This is a genomic window from Pseudoxanthomonas sp. Soil82 (assembly GCF_040446535.1).
Lineage (GTDB): Bacteria > Pseudomonadota > Gammaproteobacteria > Xanthomonadales > Xanthomonadaceae > Pseudoxanthomonas > Pseudoxanthomonas kaohsiungensis.
The window spans coordinates 269,655-291,418 of record NZ_JBEAAK010000005.1 but is presented as its reverse complement, the minus strand read 5'-3'; the positions used below and the strand labels follow the sequence as shown (position 1 = coordinate 291,418).

Annotated in this window: 17 protein-coding genes; 11 read left to right on the top strand and 6 right to left on the bottom strand. The window is 71.4% G+C overall.

Translation table 11 applies throughout. The features are described 5' to 3' along the window. Window positions 1-126 precede the first annotated feature (126 nt). Window positions 127-2,985 carry a bifunctional [glutamate--ammonia ligase]-adenylyl-L-tyrosine phosphorylase/[glutamate--ammonia-ligase] adenylyltransferase gene (glnE, locus tag ABKA19_RS15075; RefSeq protein ID WP_353689594.1) on the top strand — a complete coding sequence of 953 codons (2,859 nt, stop codon included), beginning with the start codon at window positions 127-129 and terminating at the stop codon, window positions 2,983-2,985. 7 nt (window positions 2,986-2,992) lie between these two features. Here the strand turns inward: glnE and ABKA19_RS15070 are convergent, their stop codons facing one another. Next, a complete protein-coding gene (locus ABKA19_RS15070) occupies window positions 2,993-3,997 on the bottom strand; it encodes a mitochondrial fission ELM1 family protein (protein ID WP_353689593.1) in 1,005 nt (334 codons plus the stop codon). A gap of 121 nt (window positions 3,998-4,118) precedes the next feature. Between ABKA19_RS15070 and ABKA19_RS15065 the strand changes: the two genes are divergently transcribed. The 5 genes from ABKA19_RS15065 (at window position 4,119) to ABKA19_RS15045 (ending at window position 8,302) form a co-directional block, all read left to right on the top strand. Continuing rightward, window positions 4,119-4,706: a malonic semialdehyde reductase gene (locus tag ABKA19_RS15065; protein WP_162377867.1), complete on the top strand. Its 588-nt coding sequence runs from the start codon at window positions 4,119-4,121 to the stop codon at window positions 4,704-4,706. 50 nt (window positions 4,707-4,756) lie between these two features. Beyond that, window positions 4,757-5,341, top strand: a complete 585-nt coding sequence (locus ABKA19_RS15060; protein WP_353689592.1) for a YceI family protein — start codon at window positions 4,757-4,759, stop codon at window positions 5,339-5,341. Between the two features lie 319 nt (window positions 5,342-5,660). Beyond that, entirely contained in the window at window positions 5,661-5,858 is a 198-nt protein-coding gene (locus ABKA19_RS15055; RefSeq protein WP_353689591.1) for a zinc-finger domain-containing protein, read from the top strand. Between the two features lie 31 nt (window positions 5,859-5,889). After that, window positions 5,890-7,008, top strand: a complete 1,119-nt coding sequence (locus ABKA19_RS15050; protein WP_353689590.1) for a glycosyltransferase — start codon at window positions 5,890-5,892, stop codon at window positions 7,006-7,008. Next, window positions 6,989-8,302: an O-antigen ligase family protein gene (locus ABKA19_RS15045; protein ID WP_353689589.1), complete on the top strand. Its 1,314-nt coding sequence runs from the start codon at window positions 6,989-6,991 to the stop codon at window positions 8,300-8,302. The genes ABKA19_RS15050 and ABKA19_RS15045 overlap by 20 nt, the downstream gene beginning before the upstream one ends. Window positions 8,303-8,402: 100 nt before the next feature. Here ABKA19_RS15045 and ABKA19_RS15040 read toward each other — a convergent pair whose 3' ends face one another. After that, window positions 8,403-9,326, bottom strand: a complete 924-nt coding sequence (locus ABKA19_RS15040) for an LpxL/LpxP family Kdo(2)-lipid IV(A) lauroyl/palmitoleoyl acyltransferase (protein ID WP_353689588.1) — start codon at window positions 9,324-9,326, stop codon at window positions 8,403-8,405. 59 nt (window positions 9,327-9,385) lie between these two features. On the opposite strand from ABKA19_RS15040, the gene waaA reads away from it, so the two are divergent. Continuing rightward, window positions 9,386-10,732 carry a lipid IV(A) 3-deoxy-D-manno-octulosonic acid transferase gene (gene waaA / locus ABKA19_RS15035; RefSeq protein ID WP_353689587.1) on the top strand — a complete coding sequence of 449 codons (1,347 nt, stop codon included), beginning with the start codon at window positions 9,386-9,388 and terminating at the stop codon, window positions 10,730-10,732. Between the two features lie 61 nt (window positions 10,733-10,793). Here waaA and ABKA19_RS15030 read toward each other — a convergent pair whose 3' ends face one another. The 3 genes from ABKA19_RS15030 to ABKA19_RS15020 form a co-directional block, all read right to left on the bottom strand. After that, window positions 10,794-12,158 carry a TolC family outer membrane protein gene (locus ABKA19_RS15030; RefSeq protein WP_353689586.1) on the bottom strand — a complete coding sequence of 455 codons (1,365 nt, stop codon included), beginning with the start codon at window positions 12,156-12,158 and terminating at the stop codon, window positions 10,794-10,796. A gap of 90 nt (window positions 12,159-12,248) precedes the next feature. Then, window positions 12,249-12,911 (bottom strand): protein-L-isoaspartate O-methyltransferase family protein, encoded by a 663-nt coding sequence (locus tag ABKA19_RS15025; protein WP_162377859.1) that lies wholly within the window; start codon window positions 12,909-12,911, stop codon window positions 12,249-12,251. Between the two features lie 139 nt (window positions 12,912-13,050). After that, entirely contained in the window at window positions 13,051-13,704 is a 654-nt protein-coding gene (locus ABKA19_RS15020; RefSeq protein ID WP_353689585.1) for a TetR/AcrR family transcriptional regulator, read from the bottom strand. Window positions 13,705-13,783: 79 nt separating this feature from the next. Here ABKA19_RS15020 and ABKA19_RS15015 point away from each other — a divergent pair, with 79 nt between their 5' ends. Together ABKA19_RS15015 and ABKA19_RS15010 are read left to right on the top strand one after the other, a co-directional pair. Beyond that, window positions 13,784-14,920, top strand: coding sequence for an efflux RND transporter periplasmic adaptor subunit (locus ABKA19_RS15015; protein ID WP_502945808.1), 1,137 nt, complete (start codon window positions 13,784-13,786; stop codon window positions 14,918-14,920). Window positions 14,921-14,923: 3 nt separating this feature from the next. Beyond that, window positions 14,924-18,088: an efflux RND transporter permease subunit gene (locus ABKA19_RS15010; protein WP_353689584.1), complete on the top strand. Its 3,165-nt coding sequence runs from the start codon at window positions 14,924-14,926 to the stop codon at window positions 18,086-18,088. Between the two features lie 469 nt (window positions 18,089-18,557). Here the strand turns inward: ABKA19_RS15010 and ABKA19_RS15005 are convergent, their stop codons facing one another. Then, window positions 18,558-19,433: a LysR family transcriptional regulator gene (locus ABKA19_RS15005; RefSeq protein WP_353689583.1), complete on the bottom strand. Its 876-nt coding sequence runs from the start codon at window positions 19,431-19,433 to the stop codon at window positions 18,558-18,560. Window positions 19,434-19,585: 152 nt separating this feature from the next. Here ABKA19_RS15005 and leuC point away from each other — a divergent pair, with 152 nt between their 5' ends. Continuing rightward, entirely contained in the window at window positions 19,586-21,013 is a 1,428-nt protein-coding gene (leuC, locus tag ABKA19_RS15000; protein WP_353689582.1) for a 3-isopropylmalate dehydratase large subunit, read from the top strand. Between the two features lie 13 nt (window positions 21,014-21,026). Further along, window positions 21,027-21,674, top strand: coding sequence for a 3-isopropylmalate dehydratase small subunit (leuD, locus tag ABKA19_RS14995; protein WP_353689581.1), 648 nt, complete (start codon window positions 21,027-21,029; stop codon window positions 21,672-21,674). Window positions 21,675-21,764 lie beyond the last annotated feature (90 nt).

Genomic DNA, 21,764 nt, shown 5'->3' with positions numbered 1-21,764 from the left:
GCCGTAGTGGCCGCGTCGCGAAGTGGCGGCGCCGATGCCTGCCGAAGCGTGGTCCGGCGCCCGGTGCGGGGCGCGGCGCGCGGCGCGCGGCGGAGGGCCGCGGAGGCGCGTGCCACAATCGGCGCGATGAGCCTGCCACCCGACGACGCTTCCGCAACGCCATCCGCCAGTCCTGCCGTGCTGCGTGAGCGCATCGGTGCCCGCGCGCTGGCTACCCTTGGCGCCACCTCGCCGCAGGTGGAATTGCTGCTCGAAGATCCCGGCCTGCGCGAGCGGATCGCGCGGGTGGCACTGGCCAGCGACTTCGCGATCGAAACCCTGCGCCGCCAGCCAGCGCTGCTGGCGCACCTGGCGGCGGCCGATCCGGGCCCGTGGCCGGAGCCGGAGCTCGATCCGGCGCAGCCGCTGGCCTGGCCCACCCTGCTGCGCCTGTACCGCACCGCCGAATCCACCCGGCTGGTATGGCGGGACGTGCTGGGCCTGGACGACGTGGATGCGACCCTGGCCGGCAGCACCCGCCTGGCCGAATCGTGCCTGCGCCTGGCGCTGGCGGCGGTCGAGGGCGAATTCGAAGAACGCCATGGCGTGGTCCGCGATGCAGACGGCCGTGCGCAGCGCCTGGTCGTGTTCGGGCTGGGCAAGCTCGGCGGGGGCGAGCTGAACTTCTCCTCCGACGTCGACCTGGTCTACGCCTACCCGCACGACGGCGAGTCGGACGGACGCCGCACGCTGGCGGCCGAGGACTATTTCGCGCGCCTGGGCCAGCGCCTGGCGAAGCTGCTCGACGAGGCGACCGCCGACGGCTTCTGCCATCGGGTCGACCTCCGGCTGCGCCCGTTCGGCAACGCCGGCCGGGTGGCGTGGTCGTTCGCGGCGATGGACCAGTATTTCCAGCGCGAGGGCCGCGACTGGGAGCGCTATGCCTGGCTCAAGGCGCGTGCCGTGGCCGGCGACACCGCCGCCGGGGAAGCATGGCTGGAGACCTTGCGTCCGTTCGTCTACCGCCGCTACCTGGACTACACCGCCCTGGACGGCCTGCGCACGATGAAGGCGGCGATCGTCGCCGAGGTGCAGCGCCGCGACATGGCCGACGACCTCAAGCGCGGCCCCGGCGGGATCCGCGAGATCGAGTTCCTGGTGCAGTCGCTGCAGCTGATCCGCGGCGGTCGCGAACCGGAACTGCGCGGACGGCGCCTGCTGCCCGCGCTTCGCGCGCTGGTCGCGGCCGGGCAGATCGCGCCGGACCACGGCCGGGACCTGGAAGACGCCTACCGCTACCTGCGCCGGCTGGAGAACCGCGTGCAGATGCTGCGCGATGCGCAGACGCACGCGCTTCCGGCCGACGCGGAGGACCGCTCGCGGGTGGCGCTGGCGCTCGGTTACGCCGACTGGGATGCGCTGGCCCGGGCGCTGGCGCGATGCCGGGCGCAGGTGTCGGCCGAGTTCGACGCGCTGCTGGTGCCGCGCCGCGGCGAAGCCGCGCCGGACGCGCTCGAGAGCTACTGGCGCGGCCTGCCGGAAGCGGGGCAGGCGCAGGTGCTGGCCGATGCGGGCTTCGGCGATGCCGAAGGGGCGGACGCGTCGCTGCGCGACTTCGCCCGCGGCAATGGCGTGCGCGCGCTGTCCGATGCGGCGCGCAAGCGGCTCGATCGCGTGGTGCCGGCACTGCTGGCCGCGGCGGCGCGCTCGGCGCAGCCGGAAGCTGCCCTGCGGCGCCTGCTCGCATTGCTGCAGGCGATCCTGCGTCGCGCGAGCTACCTGGCGCTGCTCGACGAGCAGCCCAGCGCGCTGGCGCGGCTGGTCGACGTGCTCGCGCGCAGCGCGCTGCTGGCCGAGCGCATCGCCAGCTATCCGCTGTTGCTGGATGAACTGCTCGATGCGCGCGTCGCCGGCACCATGCCGGACGAGGCGGCGATGCGCGCCGCCTGCGTGGCCGCGGTCAAGGCGCAGGACGAGGGCGATCCGGAAGCGGCGTTGCGCGCGCTCAACGAGGTGCGGCAGGCCCTGAGCTTCCGCATCGCGCTGGCCGCGCTGGATCGCCGCCAGCCGGCAGAGGACAGCGCCCGGCAGCTGGCGGCCCTGGCCGATGCGGTCGTGGACGAGGTGCTGCGCATGGCCGAAGCCGAGGTGTTCGCCGCGCATGGCGCGCTGCCCGGTGGCCGCTTCGCCGTCATCGGCTACGGCAGCCTGGGTGGACGCGAGCTGGGTTTCGGCTCCGACCTGGACCTCGTGTTCCTCTACGACGCCGATCCGGCCGCGGTCTCGGAAGGCAGGCGGCCGCTGGAGGCGTCGCGCTGGTACGCGCGGCTGGCGCAGAAGGTCGTCGCCTTGCTCGGCGCGGTGACCAGTGCCGGCCGGCTCTACGAGACCGACATGCGCCTGCGCCCCGACGGCGGCAAGAGCCTGCTGGTCTCGACCCTGTCCAGCTACGAGGACTACCAGCGGCAACGTGCCTGGACGTGGGAGCACCAGGCCTTGGTGCGGGCGCGGCCGGTGGCAGGCGATGCTTCGCTGCGCGAAGCGTTCGAGCGGGTGCGCGCGCAGACGCTCGGCCGCCACCGCGACGTCCCGGCGCTGGCCGGCGACGTGATGCACATGCGCCGGCGCATGCGCGCCGAGCTGGACCGCAGCGATGCGGCGAGGTTCGACCTCAAGCAGGGCGCCGGTGGGCTGGTCGACCTGGAATTCCTGGTGCAGTTCGGCGTGCTGGCGCAGGCGTCCGCCCATGCCGGCCTGCTGCAGCCGCGCGACACGCCGGCGCTGCTGGACGCGCTGGCCGCCTGCGGATGGCTCGCGCCGGACATCGCCCGTTCGCTGCACGCGGCGCACGCGGTGCTGCTGGACGTGGGCCTGGCCTGCACCCTCGACCGGCGCCCGCGCCTGGCCGCGCCCACCGAGGCGATCGCGCAGGCACGCGCGGCGGTGGACGAGGCGTTGCGCGCATGCGGTCTCGATTTCGAGCCGGCCGCCGGCAGCGACGCCTGAGTTTCGCTCAGCCGCGCGATGTCCCGTCGCCGTCGACCAGCTTCGGCCACAGCCGCATGCGCACTTCCGCGGCCACCCGCGCGGTCTCGCGCAGCGCCGGTGCGGCGAACGATGGTAGGCTCCCGTCGCCCACCGCGCGGACCCGCCCCCGGTCCTGCAGCGCCCCCAGGAACTGGCCGATCCGGCCGCCCGCGCAACCGGGGTCCAGCACGAACACCGGGGCTGCGGTGGCGCAGGCCTCCGAGAGCATGTTGACCGAGTCCGGGGTACACACCAGCCGGTCGGCGCAGGCGAGCAGGCCCGCATAGGGATTGTCGCCGGCACCGTCCCACAGCAGGCCGGGCATGTCGCGCAGGCCTTCGCGCAGGCAGGCGGCAACCGGAGCCGGCGTGCGCCGCGAGACCGTGGCGAGCAGGCTTCCACCTTCGGCGCGTATCCGCTCGCGCAACCGCGCCAGCAGCACCTGCAGCGCCGCGGTCGTCCAGGGCGCATGCCGGGTGGGTCCGCCCACGAGCAGCACGATGCGTGGCCGCGGCAGCGCCAGCAGCGCGGGGAAGCGCGCGCTCGCGTCGGTCAGCCAGGCGTCGTCGACCGGATTGAGGCTACCGAGCATCGGGACCACGTTGGCGCCGCGCAGGCGGTCGTGGCTGGGCGCGACCACCAGGTCCCAGTGCCGCGGATCGATGCGTGGATCCAGCACCTGCACGGTGCGCGCGCCACGCGCGCCCACCAGCCGCGTGGCCAGCGCGCCCTGGCGGCCGCAACCGATGGCCAGCGCGGGGATCGTTCCGGCCAGTGCTGCGGCGAATGCCGGGCCGAAGGCGCGAGCGGCCCCCGGCAGGCGCCGTGGCGCCAGCCAGCGCCAGGGTGCGGCGGGGTCCAGCGCCGGCGTCACTGGCGCGGCGACGCCCAACGCACGGGCCAGCGCCGCGGCCTGGCGGACGTTGCCGGCATGTCCGTCGGTCAGCAGCCAGGTCGTGGAATCCAGTGCTTTTTGTTGCGGAAACGACATCAATTCGTTCCGGAATGGGTTCACAAAATCATGGATGCAACACTCTACACTGGCCGCCTGCCTGGAGGCCGGGCAGGGGACGCACCACCGGCCTTCCGACCCGCCATTCCAAGGACCGATCATGCCGCACCCGTTGAACGATGCCGCGCTGGACCAGCTGTTCCGCACCGCCCGCACCTACAACGCCTTCACCGGCGACGTCAGCGACGCCACCCTGCGCCAGCTCTACGACCTGTTGAAGTTCGGCCCGACCCAGGCCAACACCACCCCGGCCCGGTTCGTATTCGTGAAGTCCGCCGAGGCCAAGGCCAAGCTCGGCCCGGCGCTGGCGGAAGGCAACTACAAGAAGACCATGGCCGCGCCGGTGACCGTCATCATCGGCCGCGACGAGGACTTCCACGAAAAGCTGCCGTACCTGTTCCCGCACGCCGACGCCAAGTCCTGGTTCGACGGCCCGCGCGAAGGCCGCGAAAAGCCGTCGCTGCGCAACAGCTCGCTGCAGGCCGCCTACCTGATCGTCGCCGCCCGCGCGCTGGGCCTGGACGCCGGCCCGATGACCGGCTTCGACAACGGCAAGGTCGACGAGGCGTTCTTCGCCGGCACGAACATCAAGTCCGACATCCTGGTCAATCTCGGCCAGGGCGATCCCGCCAGCATCTACCCGCGCTCGCCGCGGCTGTCGTTCGACGAGGCCGCGCGCATCGAGTGACGCGCGCGCCGCCTCGACCCACCCCGTCCGCTTTACACAAGGAGCATCCCATGCGCATCCGCCTGCTTTCCGCCGCCGCCCTGCTCGCTTTCGCCGCCGCCCCGGCGTTCGCGGCCCCGGTGACCTACAAGATCGACCCGACGCACACCACCGTGCTGGCGCAGTGGAACCATTTCGGCTTCTCCAACCCCTCGGCCAGCTTCGGCAACGTCGAGGGCACGCTCGTCTACGACGTGGCCGACGTCGCCAAGTCCAGCGTCGAGGTGACCCTGCCGCTGTCGGGCCTGGAAGGCTTCAGCGCCAAGTTCAACGAGCACCTGCGCAGCGCCGACTTCTTCGACGCGGCCAAGTTCCCGAAGGCGACCTTCAAGAGCACCAAGGTCGAGGCCGCCGGCGAAGGCAAGCTCAAGGTCACCGGCGACCTGACCATCAAGGACACCACCCGCCCGGTCGTGCTCGACGTCACCCTGAACAAGGCCGCCGACCACCCCATGACCAAGGCGCCGACGATCGGCTTCGACGCGACCACCACGCTCAGCCGCACCGAGTTCGGCGTCGGCAACTACGCCCCGGCGGTGAGCGACGAAGTCAGCCTGCGCATCACCACCGAGGCCTCGGTGCCGAAGGCCAAGTAAGCCGACCAGGCAAGCCGGGCCGCAAGCCTGGCCACGCAAGCCGGCGGGTCTCCCTCCCCACCGCCGCGCGCCAGCCCGTTTCGACGGGCTGGCGTTTTTTTGCACGCGGCGTTGGCGTTCATACCTCCGTCCGGGTGAGCGACGGGCTCCTGGGTACCGGCTGCAAGGGGCTGGTGTTTCCCGTGCGCTCGAGCCCGGGAACGTCGCGGTCCGGATCCCCGCAGCCCCGCGCAAGCCGGCCTTTTTCTCCCGCAACGGTCCGCCGCGACCGGCGGGGGGCTAGAATTGGCGCCTTGCTTCCGCATCGTCGACGCCCACCATGACCACCATCGCCAACGCGCCCGCCAACGCCGAGAAGCGCTACACCGTGCACCGCGCCGACCTGCCGCTGAGCTGCCCGACCCCGGAGATGGCGCTGTGGAACTCGCATCCACGCGTTTACCTGCCAATCCAGGACGACCCGGGCCACCAGGCCCAGTGCCCGTACTGCGGCGCGGTCTACCAGCTGGCCGACTGATCCCGCGACCCGCAAGCAGGCCGGCCGACCCGTGCCACGCCGCCTGACCGTGGTCCAGTTGCTGCCGGCGCTCGAGTCCGGCGGCGTCGAACGCTCCACCCTCGAAGTTGCCGCCGCGCTGGTCGCGTCCGGGCATCGCGCGATCGTCGTGTCAGCCGGCGGCCGGCTGCTGCCGGCGCTGCGCGACTGCGGCGGTGAGCACGTGACCCTGGATATCGGCCGCAAGTCGCCGGCGGTGCTGGCGCGCGTGCCGGCGCTGCGTGCGCTGTTCCAGCGCGAAGGCGTCGACATCGTCCACGCGCGTTCGCGCCTGCCGGCCTGGCTCGGCCGGATCGCACTGCGTACCTTGCCCGCGCAAGGGCGCCCGCACTGGATGACCACCGTGCACGGGCTGAACTCACCCGGCCGCTACAGCGCGGTGATGGCCAGCGGCGAACGCGTGGTTTGCGTGTCGGAAACCGTGCGCGCCTACGTGGCGGAGCACTACCCGGCGACCGACCCGCACCGGATGCGGGTGATTCCGCGCGGGATCGATCCGGCGCGGTTCCCGCGGCGCCCGCACCCGGATCCCCAGGCGCGCGCGCAGCTGGCCGCCGAACACCCGGTGCTGGCCGGGCAGGGTCCCCTGCTGCTGCTGCCGGGCCGTGGTACCCGCCTGAAGGGCCATGCCGACGCACTGCACCTGCTGGCCTCGCTGCGCGCCGGGCCGTTCCCCGATGCGCGCCTGTGGTTGCCCGGCGCGCGCGAGGCCGGGCGCGACGCCTACATCGGCGAGCTCGAATCGAAGGCCGCGCAACTGGGCGTGGGCGAGGCGGTGCTATTCAGCGCGCCCACCTCGCGCATCGCCGCGGCCTACGCCGCCAGCGACCTGGTCTTGCAGCTCTCGCGCAAGCCCGAAGCGTTCGGGCGCACCGTGGTCGAGGCGCTGTCGGTGGGCAGGCCGGTGCTCGGCTGGGCGCATGGCGGCGTGGGCGAACTGCTTGCGCAGCTGCAACCCCGGGGGGCGGTGGCGCCCTTCGACGCGACGGCGCTGGCCGCCACCGCGGCCGCCCTGCTGCGCGCGCCGCCGCGCCCTCCGGACACCATTCCCTGCACGCTGCAGGCGATGCAGCAGGCGACCCTGGAACTGTATGCCGAACTGGCCGGCTGAGCACGACATCGCGCGCCTGCGCGCGTTCGCCTGGACGCCGTACTGGGTACTGGCATTCGTCGCGCTGTGGCCGTTGCCCGGGCCGGCCGAGGGCGTGCTTGCACTCGGCGCGCTGGCAGTGCTGGTGCAGCTGGCGGTCACGCTCGGCAAGGCCCGCAAGTTGCCGCTGGACCGGTGGGCCGCAGGCCTGGCGACCGCGCTGTTCGCCGTGTACTGGCTGCCGGAGCTGCTGTCCGCACCCGACGCGCTCGACCGGGGCCGCGCCTGGAAGGAGGTGGCGGCCGACCTGCGCTACCTGCCGTTCCTGTGGGGCGTGGCGATCGCGCTGCATGCGCCGGCCGGCCGGCGCGTGGTCCTTGGCGGGCTGGCCGCGATCCTCGCGTTGTGGACGGTGGATGCCCTGCTGGAGGCGGCAGTGGGCACCAGTCCGCTGTTCTGGAGCCTGGATGCGCTCAAGCGCGCCTTCGGCGGCGAGGGTTTCTGCACCGCCGCCGAGGTCGCCGCGGTCGATCGCCTGGGCGGCGTTTTCGGTCCGTGCAACCTCAAGCTCGGACTGGTGCTGGCGAGCCTGTCGCCGTTCGCGCTGGAGGCGGCGCGGCGCTTCGGCGCGGCGGGCTGGTGCGTGGCCGCGGCGGCGCTGGGCATCGCCATCCTGCTCGGTGGCGCGCGCGCAGCGTGGATCGCCTATGCATTGGTGCTGCTGTTTTCCGGTTGGCGCACGCTGGGTGGTCCCAAGCTGCTGGCCTTCGCCGCGGCCGGCCTGGTCGGCCTGGTCGTGTTGTATGCGGCGTCGCCGCAGCTGCAGCAGCGCGCGGAGCGGACTGCGCTGGCGTTCCAGGCCGGGCAGGGCGCCGGCATCGATGGCGCGCTCTCCGGCCGCGGCAGGATCTGGACCGGCGCGGCCTGCATGATCGAAGCGCATCCTTTCAATGGCGTCGGCGTGCGCGGCTTCCGCGTGGCCTGGCCCGTTTGCGATCCGGCACCGGGACAGGCGCCGGCCTGGGGCGGTGGCGAGGCCTACCACGCCCACCAGCTGCTACTGGAACTGCTCAGCGAGACTGGCGCGATCGGCCTGCTGCTGTGGTTGGCGGGCGCCTGGATCGTGTGGCGGAGCTGGCGTCGCGCCGACGCCGTCGCCCGTGATCGCGCCCGTCCCGCGCTGCTCGCGCTGGCGGTCACCGTGTTTCCGCTCAACACCCACCTTGCGTTCTACTCGACCTTCTGGGGTGGGCTGGCGCTGCTGCTGGCCGGGCTCTATGCCGGCGCGCTGCACGGGCGCGACGAGCGCCCGTAGAGCGGGGCTTGCCCCGCTGCTCCCCGGAGCCACCGACCCCTTCGTAACGAAAGCAGCGGGGCAAGCCCCGCTCTACGGAAGGCGGTTGCCGCGGTGGCGCTCATCCGCGCTCGTAATACGTGCTGCGTCCCTGGGGCTGGCGCTTGAAGCGGCGATGGATCCACAGGTACTGGGCAGGCGCCTCGCGCACCATCGCCTCGATCGCCGCGTTGACGCGGCCGGTATCGGCAACCACGTCCTCGCCCGGGAATGCCGGCAGCGGCGGCGCCACGCGCAGGATGTAGCGCCCGCCTTCGCGGCGGTGGAAGAACGGCACCACCGCGCACCCGGTCAGCCGCGCGAGCTGGTGGGTGGCGGTGATGGTCGAGGCGGGCATGCCGAAGAACGGCGCGAATACCGTGTCCTTGCCGCGCATGTCCTGGTCCGGGGCGTACCAGAGGAAGCCGCCGCGCTTGAGGTGCCGCACCGCGCCGCGGATGTCGCCGTTGCCGAACATCGCCGATGCGTAGCGCAGGCGGCCGCGCTTGACCGCCCATTCCATCACCGGATCGCGGTGGCGCCGGTACATGCCGGCCAGCGGCACGTGGTCGCACATCAGCCGGCCACACATCTCCAGGGTCATGAAGTGTCCGGACACCAGCAGCACGCCACGGCCTTCGGCCTGCAACGCGCGCAGGTGCTCCAGTCCTTCGATGCGAAGGTCGCGGCGCATCGGTCCGATGCCACCCCACCAGGCGCGGGCGAACTCGAACAGGCCGATGCCCAGCGCATCGAAACTGTCGCGCAGCAGCCGGGCGCGCCATTGTGGCGGTTCGTCGGGGAAGCACAGGTCGATGTTCACCTGCGCCGCGCGCCGGCGGGTACCGGCCAGGTGCAGCGCCAGCCAGCCGACGCCGCGGCCGATCGCGCGCTGCCATAGCCAGGGCAGGCGCGCGGCCACGACCATCACGCCCAGGCCCAGCCACATCGGCCAGTGGCGCGGGGTGAGGGGCGGACGCGGCGGCGGGGTGTCGGGCGCGGTCATGGGCCGATTCTACGGCTTCGTGCACAGCCCGGGCCCATCGCCTCGGCTATGCTGCGCGCATGCCGAACGTAGCCAAGCGGAAGGAACCGGGCGAGGGAGTGCTGCGCGCGCTCTATTCGTTCGCGCTGTACGTGCTCTCGCCGTTCACCCTGTACCACCTGATCTCGCGTGGTTTCCGCGTCCACGAATACTTCCGCCGCTGGGACGAGCGCTACGCCACCTACGGCAGCCAGCCGCGGCGCCCGTGCGTGTGGCTGCATGCGGTGTCGGTGGGCGAGGTCAATGCCGCCGCGCCGCTGGTGAACGTCCTGCTGCGGCAGCGGCCCGACATCCGCTGGGTCATCACCACCATCACCCCCACCGGCTCCGAGCGCGTGCGCGCGCTGTGGGGCGAGCGGGTCGAGCATGTCTACCTCCCCTACGACCTGCCGGGGAGCACCGCGCGTTTCCTGCAGCACTTCCAGCCCAGCCTGGGCCTGATCATGGAAACCGAGCTGTGGCCGAACATGCTCTTCGGCTGCCGCGACCTGGGCATCCCGGTCTACATCCTCAATGCACGGCTGTCGGCGCGCTCGCTGCGCGGCTATCGCCTGCTGCGGCCGTTGATCGGTCGCGCACTGCGCACGGTCAAGTGCGTGGCGGCGCAGTCCGCGGCCGATGGACGCCGCTTCCAGAAGCTCGGGGCGACCGCCGCGCAGGTGCAGGTCATCGGCAACCTCAAGTACGACGTCGCCGTGCCCGAAGGCCTGGACGCGGTGCGCGCGGCGTTCTCCGCCGCATTGGCCAGGCCGCGCCCGGTGTGGCTGGCCGCCAGCACGCACGAGGGCGAGGAAGCGGCTGTGATCGCGATCCACCGGCGCCTTCGCGCGCGCTGGCCGGACCTGCTGCTGCTGTGGGCGCCGCGGCACCCCGAGCGGTTCGCGCGGGTCCAGGCGCTGGCCGCCGAAGCCGGCTGGAAGGTCGGCACCCGCAGGGGCGGGCACTGGCCGCGGCCGGATGACGACGTGTTCGTGATCGACACCCTCGGCGAGCTGATGGCGTTCTACGGTTGCGCGGACGTCGCCTTCGTCGGTGGCAGCCTGCAGCCGATCGGCGGGCACAACCTGCTGGAGCCGGCGGCGGTGGGCACGGCGGCGGTTACCGGCCCGCACCTGCACAACTTCGCCGAGATCTCCAGGCGCATGGACGAGGCCGGCGCCCTGCGCATCGGCGAGGATGCCGATGCGGTCGCTGCGGCGCTGGAAGCCCTGCTGGCCGATCCCGGCGCACGCCGGGCGATGGTCGAGGCCGGCACCACGCTGATCGAGCAGGGCCAGGGGGCGTTGCAGCGGACGCTGGCGCTGGTGGCGGCCGACCTGCCGGCTTCCGCCGAGGAAATCGCCAGCGCGGTGGCCACCCCGTCCTGAGCGCAAAAACGAAGGGGCCGCCCTGCGGCGGCCCCTTGGTCCGGCAGGCGACCGCCTGCGTTTACTGCTGCGACGGCGGGTTGGCCAGCTGGGCCTCGGCGTCGACGGTCAGCATCGCGTTGATGTTGCGCAGCTGCTCGATGTCGAGGTCGCCGGTGGCCTGGGTCAGCAGCAGGCGGTTGAGCAGGAAGTTGTAGCGCGAGCGCGCGTACTCGACCTGCGCCTGGAACAGCGTGCGCTGGTTCTGGACCACGTCCAGCACCGTGCGGGTGCCCACCTCGAGGCCCACCTGCGAAGCGTCGAACGCGCTCTGCGCCGACACGACCGCCAGGCGGCGCGCCTCCACTTCGCTGACGCCGGCGACCAGTGCCTGGTACAGGTTGCGGGTATTGCGGTCCAGCGCTCGGCGCTGCTGCTCGTAGCCGTCCTGGGCCTGGTCGCGCTGGGCCAGCGCCTGGCGCACGCGCGACTGGGTTTCGCCGCCGCTGAAGATCGGCACGCTCAGGGTCAGGCCGATGCTGGTGCCGGTGCTGTCGCCGGTGGCGCCGCCACCGCCGCCAATGCTGTCGCCCCACGCCGCGTCCTTGCCCCAGCCGCCGCCCAGCGACAGGGTCGGGTAATGGCCGGCGCGCGCGATCTGCACGCTGGTCTCGGCCGCGTCGGTCTGCAGCTGCGAGGCGCGCAGGGCCGGATTGTTCTCGACCGCGCGGGTGACCCAGCCGTCGGCGTCGGCATGCACGGCCGGCAACTCGGGGCGGAAGTCGGCCGGCAGGCCGCGCAGGTTCTGGACCGGCTGGCCGGTGAGCTCGGCCAGCGCCTGGTAGGCGTCGGCCAGCGCGTTGCGCACGAGGATGGTGTTGGCGCGGGCGTCATCGTACTGGGCGCGAGCTTCGTGCACGTCGGTGATCGGCGCCAGGCCGACCTCCAGGCGCTTGTCGGCGTAGTCGAACTGGCGCTTGCCCGCGGCCTCGTTGGCTTCGGCGGCGGCCAGCGACTCGATCGCCACCAGCACGTCGAAATACGCCGCGGCGGTGCGCACGACCAGGTCGTCGTTGGCCGCTTCCAGGGTGAAGTCGGCGGCCTGGCTCAGGGAGCGCTGCGCCCGCAGGCTGGAGAACTGGCCCCAGTTGAACAGGGTCTGGGTCGCGTTGACGCCGTAGCTGCGCGAGGTGGTGGTGAAGGTCCCGCTGGTGCCTTCGTACTCGGTGCGGGACCTGCGCAGCGACGCGTCACCGGTAACCTGCGGCAGCAGGGCGGCGCGCGCCTGGACCTCGCCTTCCTTGTCGTACAGGGTGGAGGATTCGGCGATCGCCAGCTGCGGGTCGCCATTGCGTGCCATCTCGTAGGTCTCGAGCAGGTCGGTGGCCTGCGCGGAGCCGGAGGCGAGGGCGGCGGCCAGTGCCAGGGCGAGGGAACGGCGGATCATCAGCGGCTTCCTTTCTAGGTGTGCGGCCAGCGGTGGGTTGCCGGCCGTCGAGGGGGAATGTCGGTGCTGGCCACGCCGCCTGGCGCGACCTCAGAACAGGAACTTGGGGACCGGGCCGGCGCCGTGCAGGTAGCCCAGCTCGGTCTCGAACAACGATTCGGCGGCCACGGCGTTGACCGCCTCGCCCTTGACCAGGCGCACGGCTTCCATCGACGGGGCATGGCCGCGGACCACGAACAGGCGCCCGCCGGGACGCAGCCACTGCAGGAAGCGCTCCGGCACTTCGGCCACCGCGCCGGTCACGCAGACCGCATCGAACTGGCGGCTGCCGTCGTAACGCAGCGCGTCGGCGACCTCGATGCGGACATTGTTGCCCAGGCCGGTGGCGTCCAGGCGCGCGCGCGCGGCGGCGGCCAGCTCCGGCACCAGCTCCAGGCTGACGACCTCGCGGGCCAGCATTCCGAGGCAGGCGCTCAGGTAGCCGCTGCCGGTGCCCACTTCCAGGACGCTGTCACCGGGGCGCAGCTGCAGCGCCTGCAGCGCGCGGCCCTCGACCACCGGCTTCATCATCTTCTCGCCATGGCCCAGCGGCAGCTCGATGTCGGCATAGGCCAACGCCTGGTGTTGTTCGGCCACGAAGGCTTCGCGCGGCAGGCGCCCGATCACGTCGAGCACGGCCATGTCCAGCACGTCCCAGGGGCGGACCTGCTGCTCCACCATCAGTTCGCGGGCGCGGGCGTAATCGATCGTCATGGGGGGTCATCCAACGCGGGAGGCCGGGCATTCTACCGGGCCCGGCCGCGGCTTGCCGGCAAGGATCGCTGTGGGCGCCGGGCGCCTCGCAGTGCCGGAAGTCACCGCGACCTCCGTCCCCGAGGCCTGCGTGGCCGGCTCAGGCCGCATAGGCGCGCAGGAAGAACTCGACCGTGGCATCGATGTGCCGCGCGACCTCCGCCGGGGTCGGCTGCGTGCACAGGCCGCAGGCCATCATCGGGTGCAGCTCGCCCTTGAGCAGGCTGAAGAACTGCGACGAAGCCAGCGCGGTGTCGTCGATCCGCAGCTGGCCCTGGTCGATCCGCGCCTGCAGGAACTGCGCGAACACCTCCTGCACGCGGCGCGGACCAGCATTCCAGAACAGCTCGCGCAGCGTGTTTTCCGTGGTGCCGGGGGTGTTCATCATGCGGTGCATGCTGATCGCCTCCTCGCTGGTGATCAGCCGGAAGAAGGCATGGCCGATGGCGCGCAGCTGCTCGTCCAGCGTGCCTTCCGGCGGGCGCACGAACAGGTCGTCCGGCAGCACTTCCTGGCACTTGTCGGTAATGGCCGCGGAGAACAGCGACTCCTTGTCGCCGAAGTGGCTGTAGACGGTCAGTTTGGAAACGCCGGCGGCGGCGGCGATCTGGTCCATGCTCACGCCCTGGTAGCCCTGTTCAAGGAACAGACGCTTGGCGGCGGCGAGGATCGACGCGCGCTTGCCCAGGTCCTTGGGGCGGCCGGGGCCGGCGGACCTGGCAGGAGGGGGCGTGGTGGCGTGCTTCGGGGTCATGCGGGAATACTAGACTACTCGGTTTTCTATTTATACCATACCCGCTGGTTCAATATTGAACAGCAGGATGGCGGCGGTGATGAAGAACGGATTCCAGGCCCTGCGCGGCACGGCCCTCGCGGTGATGGTGACACTGATGTCCGCCTGCGGCAGCGACGATGCGCCGGTCGATGCGCGACGTCCCGTATGGGTGGTCCAGCCCCAGCCCGGCGGCGGCGCGGCCCTGGCCTTTCCCGGCGAGGTGCGTGCGCGCGAGGAAAGCCCGCTGTCGTTCCGTGTCGGCGGCAAGCTGGTGCGGCGGGCGGTGGACGCCGGCGCGCGGGTCGAACGCGGCCAGGTGCTGGCCGAACTGGACCCGGCCGACCAGGCGCTGCAGGCGCAAGCCGCGCAGGCGCAGCTGGCGGCGGCCGAAGCCGAGCTCGTGCGTGCCAAGGGTGACCTGGACCGCTACGCCCGGCTGGTCGACCAGCAACTGGTCAGCCGTTCCACCTACGACGCGCAGAAGGCCGCCTACGAGGCCGCCGCCGGCCAGGCCCGCGCCGCGCGCGCGCAATGGGAAGTGACCCGCAACCAGGCCGGCTACGCCGAACTGCGCGCCCCGGACGCTGGGGTGATCGCATCGCGCCAGGCCGAGGCCGGCCAGGTCGTCGCCGCCGGGCAGACGATCTTCGTGATGGCGGCCGACGGCGGGAGGGAGGTCGCGATCGACCTGCCCGAGGATCGCATCCGCCAGTTCAAGGTCGGCGATGCGGCGCAGGTGGAGCTGTGGAGCGCACCGGGCCGGCGCCTGCCCGGCACGATCCGCGAGATCGCCCCGGCCGCCGACGCCCAGACCCGCAGCTTCGCCACGCGCGTCGCGCTGGATGCGGGCGCCCGGGACCAGGTCGAACTCGGCCAGAGCGCGCGCGTCTACCTGGCGCAGGCCGGCGGCGACGGCAGCCTGCAGGTGCCGCTGTCGGCGCTGCAGCGCGGGCAAGGCGATGCGGCGGCGGTATGGGTGGTGCGCCAGGGCAAGGCGTTGCGCATCCCGGTGACCGCCGGCAAGTTCGGCAGCGACAGCGTGCCGGTCAGCGGCGGGTTGCAGGCCGGCGACTGGGTGGTGGCCGCCGGCGGCCACCTGCTGCGCGAGGGCGAGGCGGTGGCCCCGGTGGATCGCGAAAACCGTCCGGTCGCCGGGGCCGCCGCGGCGGCCGCTGCGCAGCCGAAGGCAGACTGAGCCATGCGCCGCTTCAACGTTTCCGAGTGGGCGCTGCACAACCGCGGCCTGGTGCTGTACTTCATGGTCGCGCTGGCGATCATCGGCAGCTGGTCGTACCTGCGGCTGGGGCAGAGCGAGGATCCCCCGTTCACCTTCAAGGCGATGGTGGTGCGCACGCTGTGGCCGGGCGCCACCGCCGAGGAGGTGTCCCGGCAGGTCACCGAGCGGGTCGAGAAAGCGGTGATGAACACCGGCAAGTACGAGTTCGTGCGCTCGTACTCGCGGCCCGGCGAGTCGCAGGTGATCTTCATGGCGCGCGACTCGATGCCTTCCAAGGACGTGCCCGACCTGTGGTACCAGGTGCGCAAGAAGGTCGGGGACATCCGTCCGACCCTGCCCGAGGGCGTGGTCGGCCCGTTCTTCAACGACGAGTTCGGCGACACCTTCGGCAACATCTACGCGCTGACGGGTCCGGGATTCGACTACGCGATCCTCAAGGACTACGCCGACCGCATCCAGCTGGACCTGCAGCGGGTGGCCGACGTGGGCAAGGTCGAGCTGGTCGGCCTGCAGGACGAGAAGGTCTGGATCGAGATCGACAACACCAAGCTGGCCACCCTGGGCATCCCGCTGCAGGTGGTGCAGCAGGCGCTCGAAGGCCAGAACGCGGTCGTACCGGCCGGCTTCTTCGAGACCGCCGGCGAGCGGGTGCAGCTGCGCGTGGATGGCCCGTTCCGCAGCGTCGAGGAAATCCGGGCGTTCCCGATCCGCGCCGGCGGCCGCACCATCCGCCTGGATGACGTGGCGCGGGTGCACCGCGGCTTCTCCGATCCGGCCGCGCCGCGCATGCGCTTCATGGGCCAGGATGCGATCGGCATCTCGGTGGCGATGAAGGACGGCGGCCACATCCTGCGCCTGGGCGACGAGCTGGAGGCGCGTTTCGCCGATCTGCAGGAAACCCTGCCCGCCGGCATGGAGCTGCGCAAGGTCTCCGACCAGCCCGAGGCGGTGCGCGACTCGGTCGGCGAGTTCGTGCGCGTGCTCGCCGAGGCGGTGACCATCGTGCTGCTGGTCAGCTTCTTTTCGCTCGGTTTCCGCACCGGACTGGTGGTGGCGGTGTCGATCCCGTTGGTGCTCGCGATGACCTTCGCGGTGATGCACTATTTCGGCATCGGCCTGCACAAGATCTCGCTCGGCGCCCTGGTGCTGGCGCTCGGCCTGCTGGTGGACGACGCGATCATCGCCGTGGAGATGATGGCCATCAAGATGGAGCAGGGCTTCGACCGCCTACGCGCGGCCAGCTTCGCCTGGGAGTCGACCGCCTTCCCGATGCTGACCGGCACGCTGATCACCGCGGCCGGCTTCCTGCCCATTGCAACAGCCGCTTCGAGCACCGGCGAGTACACCCGTTCGCTGTTCCAGGTGGTGACGATCGCCCTGCTGGTGTCGTGGATCGCCGCGGTGCTGTTCATCCCGTGGCTGGGCGACAGGATGCTGCCGGACCTGGCCCATCCGCAGCCGCCGAAACCCGGCAGCCTGGCCGCGCGCCGCCGCGCGTTCCGCGAACGGCTGGCCGACCGCTGGCCGCAGTTCGCCTTCGCCCTGGCGCCGGCGCCGCTGGACGCGCACCACCACGACCCCTACCAGCGCCCGTTCTACCAGCGCTTCCGGCGCCTGCTCGATGCCTGCCTGCGCCGGCGCTGGCTCGTGATCGGCGCGACGATCGGCCTGTTCGTGCTGTCGCTGGTGCTGTTCCGTTTCGTGCCGCAGCAGTTCTTCCCCGATTCGACCCGTCCTGAACTGATGGTCGACCTGGAACTGGCCGAGGGCGTGTCGTTGCGCGCCACCGAGGCGCAGGCGAAGAAGCTGGAAACGCTGCTGGAGGAGCGCGCCGACATCCGCAACTACGTGGCCTACGTGGGCACGGGTTCGCCGCGCTTCTACCTGCCGCTGGACCAGCAGCTGCCGGCGACCAACTTCGCCCAGTTCGTGGTGCTCGCCGAGGACACCCGCGCCCGCGAGGAACTGCGTAACTGGCTGCTCAAGGACGTGGTGCCGCAGTTCCCCGAACTGCAGATGCGCGTGACCCGGCTGGAGAACGGCCCGCCGGTCGGCTACCCGGTGCAGTTCCGCGTGTCGGGCGAGCACGTCGAACAGGTCCGCGCGATCGCGCGCCAGGTGGCGGAGAAGGTGCGCGCCAACCCGCATACCACCAACGTCAACCTCGACTGGGACGAGCCGAGCAAGGTGGTGCGGATGGAGGTCGACCAGGACCGTGCCCGCGCGCTTGGCATCAGCAGCGCGCAGCTGGCGCAGTTCCTGAGCGCGCAGCTGTCCGGCTATACCGCCAGCACCTACCGCGAGGGCAACGAGCTGGTCGGGATCATGCTGCGAGGCGGTGCCGGCGACCGCGACCAGCTCGAGCTGCTCGGCAGCCTGGCGGTGCCGACCGGCGATGGCGGCAGCGTGCCGCTGTCGCAGGTGGCACGCCTGCACCAGGTGTTCGAGGACGGCATCATCTGGCACCGCGACCGCCTGCCTACCATCACCGTGCGCGCCGACCTCAGCGACGAGCTGTTGCCGGCGGCGGTGACCGCGCAGATCGACCCAACCCTGGACGAGATCCGCGCCGGGCTGCCGCAGGGCTACCTGTTGCAGGTCGGCGGCTCGGTCGAGGACTCGGCGCGCGGCCAGAACTCGATCGCCGCCGGCATGCCGCTGTTCCTGATCGTCGTCACCACGCTGCTGATGCTGCAGCTGCGCAGCTTCTCGCGCACGGTAATGGTGCTGGTCACCGCGCCGCTGGGCCTGATCGGGGCGACCTGGTTCCTGCTGGTCTTCCGCATGCCGTTCGGCTTCGTGGCCATGCTCGGCACGATCGCGCTGGCCGGCATGGTGATGCGCAACTCTGTGATCCTGGTCGACCAGATCGAGCAGGACATCGCCGCCGGCCACGACCGCTGGCACGCCATCGTCGACGCGACCGTGCGCCGGTTCCGGCCGATCGTGCTGACCGCGCTCACCGCGGTGCTGGCGATGATCCCGCTGTCGCGCAGTGCGTTCTACGGTTCGATGGCGGTGGCGATCATGGGCGGCCTGATCGTGGCCACCGCGCTGACGTTGCTGTTCCTGCCGGCGCTGTACGCGGCGTGGTTCCGGGTGAAGCCGGAGGAAGCGGCGGGCTGACGGGAGCCCGAAGGGAACGAAGAGCGGAGCTTCTTTCTCCGGTTCGCGACAGCGCGCAATCCGACAGCACCAAGGCACTGGGGCGGCAGGTCGATCGGCTTCGGCGGGAGCCGCCGCCGGCCAGGGGTAGGCCGCTCGGGCGTACATCCATGTACGCACTCGCTACCGCGGCCATCCATGGCCGCTGCCTCGATACCCCTGGCCGGCCACGTCTTCCGGCGTCCGATTGCTATCGCTTCGTTCCCGTGTCGCCTCCTGTAGGCGGACGAGCGCCAGGACGAGCTCCCGCGATCAACCGGGGTCCCAGCGGCTGGTCCTCCAAGGCGCTCCCCACTTCTGGAGGGTTCGCCGTGATGCCTCCTGACCGTAAGTAAAGGAGGAGGTGCGGGCCGCAGGGCCGCGCCGGGGGACATGGAGGTCAGGAGGCATCACGGCGGACCCTCAGGCACCTCGCCGCCGCCCTCGCATATCAGGACGACGAAGCCTCGCCCTGGAGCAACGCGATGAACGCCTGCGCCGCGCGCGACAGCGTGCGGCCGCCGTGCACCACGTAGCCGAGCCGCCGCGACAGCTGTATCCCGGCCACCGGCAGCACCTGCACCTGCGCGTCGACCATCGTCTGCGGCAGCGCGCTCCAGGCCAGGCCGACGGAGACCATCATCTTGATCGTCTCCATGTAGTTGGTGGTCATCCGCAGTTGCAACGACAGGCCACGGCGGGCGAAGACGTCGGCGACGATGCGATGGGTGAACGTGCCCGGGTCCGGCAACACTGCCGGGTGCGCGGCGATGTCGGCCAGGGTCGCCTTCGTCAATCGCGCCAGCGGATGATCGGGCGCCACGGCGAAGTGCAGGGGGTCGTCCCAGACCATGGTCGCGTGCAGCGGTGCTTCAGTGGGTCCGAGCGTGGTCACCGCCAGCTCCACCTCGCCGTGCAGCACCTGCGCGTAGGCCTGCTCTGAATCCATGAAACGGATGTCCAGCGCCGCGCGCGGGTGCAGCGCGGTGAAGCGCCGCAGCGGTGCCGGCAACCGGTGCAGGCCGATGTGGTGGCTGGTGGCCACGCTCAGCCGTCCACCGATGTCCTGGCCCAGGTCCTGCAGCGCACGGCGCGCCGCCTCGGCTTCGGCCAGCATCTGCCGGGCGCGCGGCAACAGCAGGCGCCCGGCCTCGGTGAGGACCACCTGGCGGCCGAGCCGGTCGAACAGGCGCGCCTGCAGCGACGCCTCCAGCAACGCGATGCGCTTGCTGATCGCCGGCTGGGTCAGGTGCAGCTGGCCGGCGGCGGCCGAGAACCCGCCATGGTCGGCCACGGCGACGAACGCGGAAAGGCTGGCCCAGTCCATCCCGGCTCCCGGTCAATCGATTCCTTGTTGGAATCCAATGGATGAAAAATATCCATTTGAGTTATCGATGGCAAGGGGGCAGGATGGCCTTCCGCCCGGTGGCCCGGCGCCCTCGTGGCCGCTTGCCACCGCCAGACGATCCGAGGCAGCGCATGGCCGGCAAGACCCTGTACGACAAGCTGTGGGAAATGCACGAGGTGACCCGTCGCGACGACGGCTCCTCGCTGGTCTACATCGACCGCCACATCCTCCACGAAGTGACTTCACCGCAGGCGTTCGAGGGCCTGCGCCTGGCCGGGCGCAGGCCGTGGCGGGTCGACGCCAACATCGCCACGCCCGACCACAACGTGCCGACCACGCGCGCCGAGCGCGCCGGCGGCCTGCAGGCGATCGTCGACGAGGTCTCGCGCCTGCAGGTGCAGACCCTGGACGAGAACTGCGACGACTTCGGCATCCTCGAGTTCAAGATGGACGACGTGCGCCAGGGCATCGTCCACGTGGTCGGCCCGGAGCAGGGCGCGACGCTGCCGGGCATGACCGTGGTCTGCGGCGATTCGCACACCTCCACGCACGGCGCGTTCGGCGCGCTGGCGCACGGCATCGGCACCTCCGAGGTCGAGCACGTGCTGGCCACCCAGTGCCTGGTCGCCAAGAAGATGAAGAACATGCAGGTCCGGGTCGAAGGCACGCTGGGCCCTGGCATCACCGCCAAGGACATCGTCCTGGCGGTGATCGGCAGGATCGGGACCGCCGGCGGCAACGGCCATGCGCTGGAGTTCGCCGGCAGCGCGATCCGCGACCTGTCGGTCGAGGGCCGGATGACGATCTGCAACATGGCCATCGAGGCCGGCGCACGGGTCGGCATGGTCGCCGTCGACGACAAGACCATCGACTACGTGAAGGGCCGCCCGTTCGCGCCCATGGGCGCCGATTGGGACAGCGCGGTCGCGCTGTGGCGCACGCTGGTGTCCGATCCCGACGCGCATTTCGACACCGTGGTCGAACTGCGCGCCGAGGACATCCGCCCGCAGGTCAGCTGGGGCACCTCGCCGGAGATGGTGCTGGCGGTGGACCAGAACGTGCCCGATCCCGAGCGCGAAACCGATCCGGTCAGGAAGGACTCGATCATGCGCGCGCTCAAGTACATGGGCCTGCAGCCCAACCAGCCGATCACCACGATCCGGCTGGACCGGGTGTTCATTGGTTCCTGCACCAACTCGCGGATCGAGGACCTGCGCGCCGCGGCGGCGGTGGCCAGGGGACGCAAGGTCGCCGCGAGCGTGAAGCAGGCGCTGGTCGTGCCCGGCTCGGGCCTGGTCAAGGCCCAGGCCGAGGCCGAGGGCCTGGACAAGGTGTTCCTCGATGCGGGCTTCGAGTGGCGCGAGCCGGGGTGTTCGATGTGCCTGGCGATGAACCCGGACAAGCTGGGCAATGGCGAGCATTGCGCCTCGACTTCCAACCGCAACTTCGAAGGCCGCCAGGGCGCTGGCGGGCGCACCCACCTGGTCAGCCCGGCGATGGCCGCGGCCGCCGCGGTGGCCGGCCGCTTCGTGGACGTGCGCGAGCTGATGGGCACTTGAGGAGACCGTCGAGATGAAAGCCTTCACCACCCATGCCGGCCTGGTCGCGCCGCTGGACCGCGCCAACGTCGACACCGACCAGATCATCCCCAAGCAGTTCCTGAAGTCGATCAAGCGTTCGGGTTTCGGCCCGAACCTGTTCGACGAGTGGCGCTACCTCGACGTCGGCGAGCCCGGCCAGGACAGCTCGAACCGGCCGCTGAACCCGGATTTCGTGCTCAACTTCCCCCGCTACCGCGGCGCCAGCGTGCTGCTGGCGCGCGAGAACTTCGGTTGCGGCTCCTCGCGCGAACATGCGCCGTGGGCGCTGGAGGAGTACGGCTTCCGCGCGATTATCGCGCCCAGCTTCGCCGACATCTTCTTCAACAACAGCTTCAAGAACGGCCTGCTGCCGATCGTGCTGGCCGCCGATGAGGTGGACGCACTGTTCGCGCAGTGCGAGGCGAGCGAAGGCTACACGCTGACCGTCGACCTGGCCGCGCAGAGCGTGACCCGTCCGGACGGCGTGCAGTACCACTTCGAGATCGACGCCTTCCGCAAGCACTGCCTGTTCAACGGCCTGGACGACATCGGCCTGACCCTGCAGGAAAGCGAGGCGATCCGCGCGTTCGAGGCCAGGCATCGCGCCGCGCAGCCCTGGCTGTTCGACGCCGGCGCCTGACCCCGGTGCCTGCCTGCAACGAAGACGCCGCCCGCGGGCGGCGTCTTCGTTTTCAGGCCTGCCGCGTTGGAGGGGCGGAAATCCGGGCCT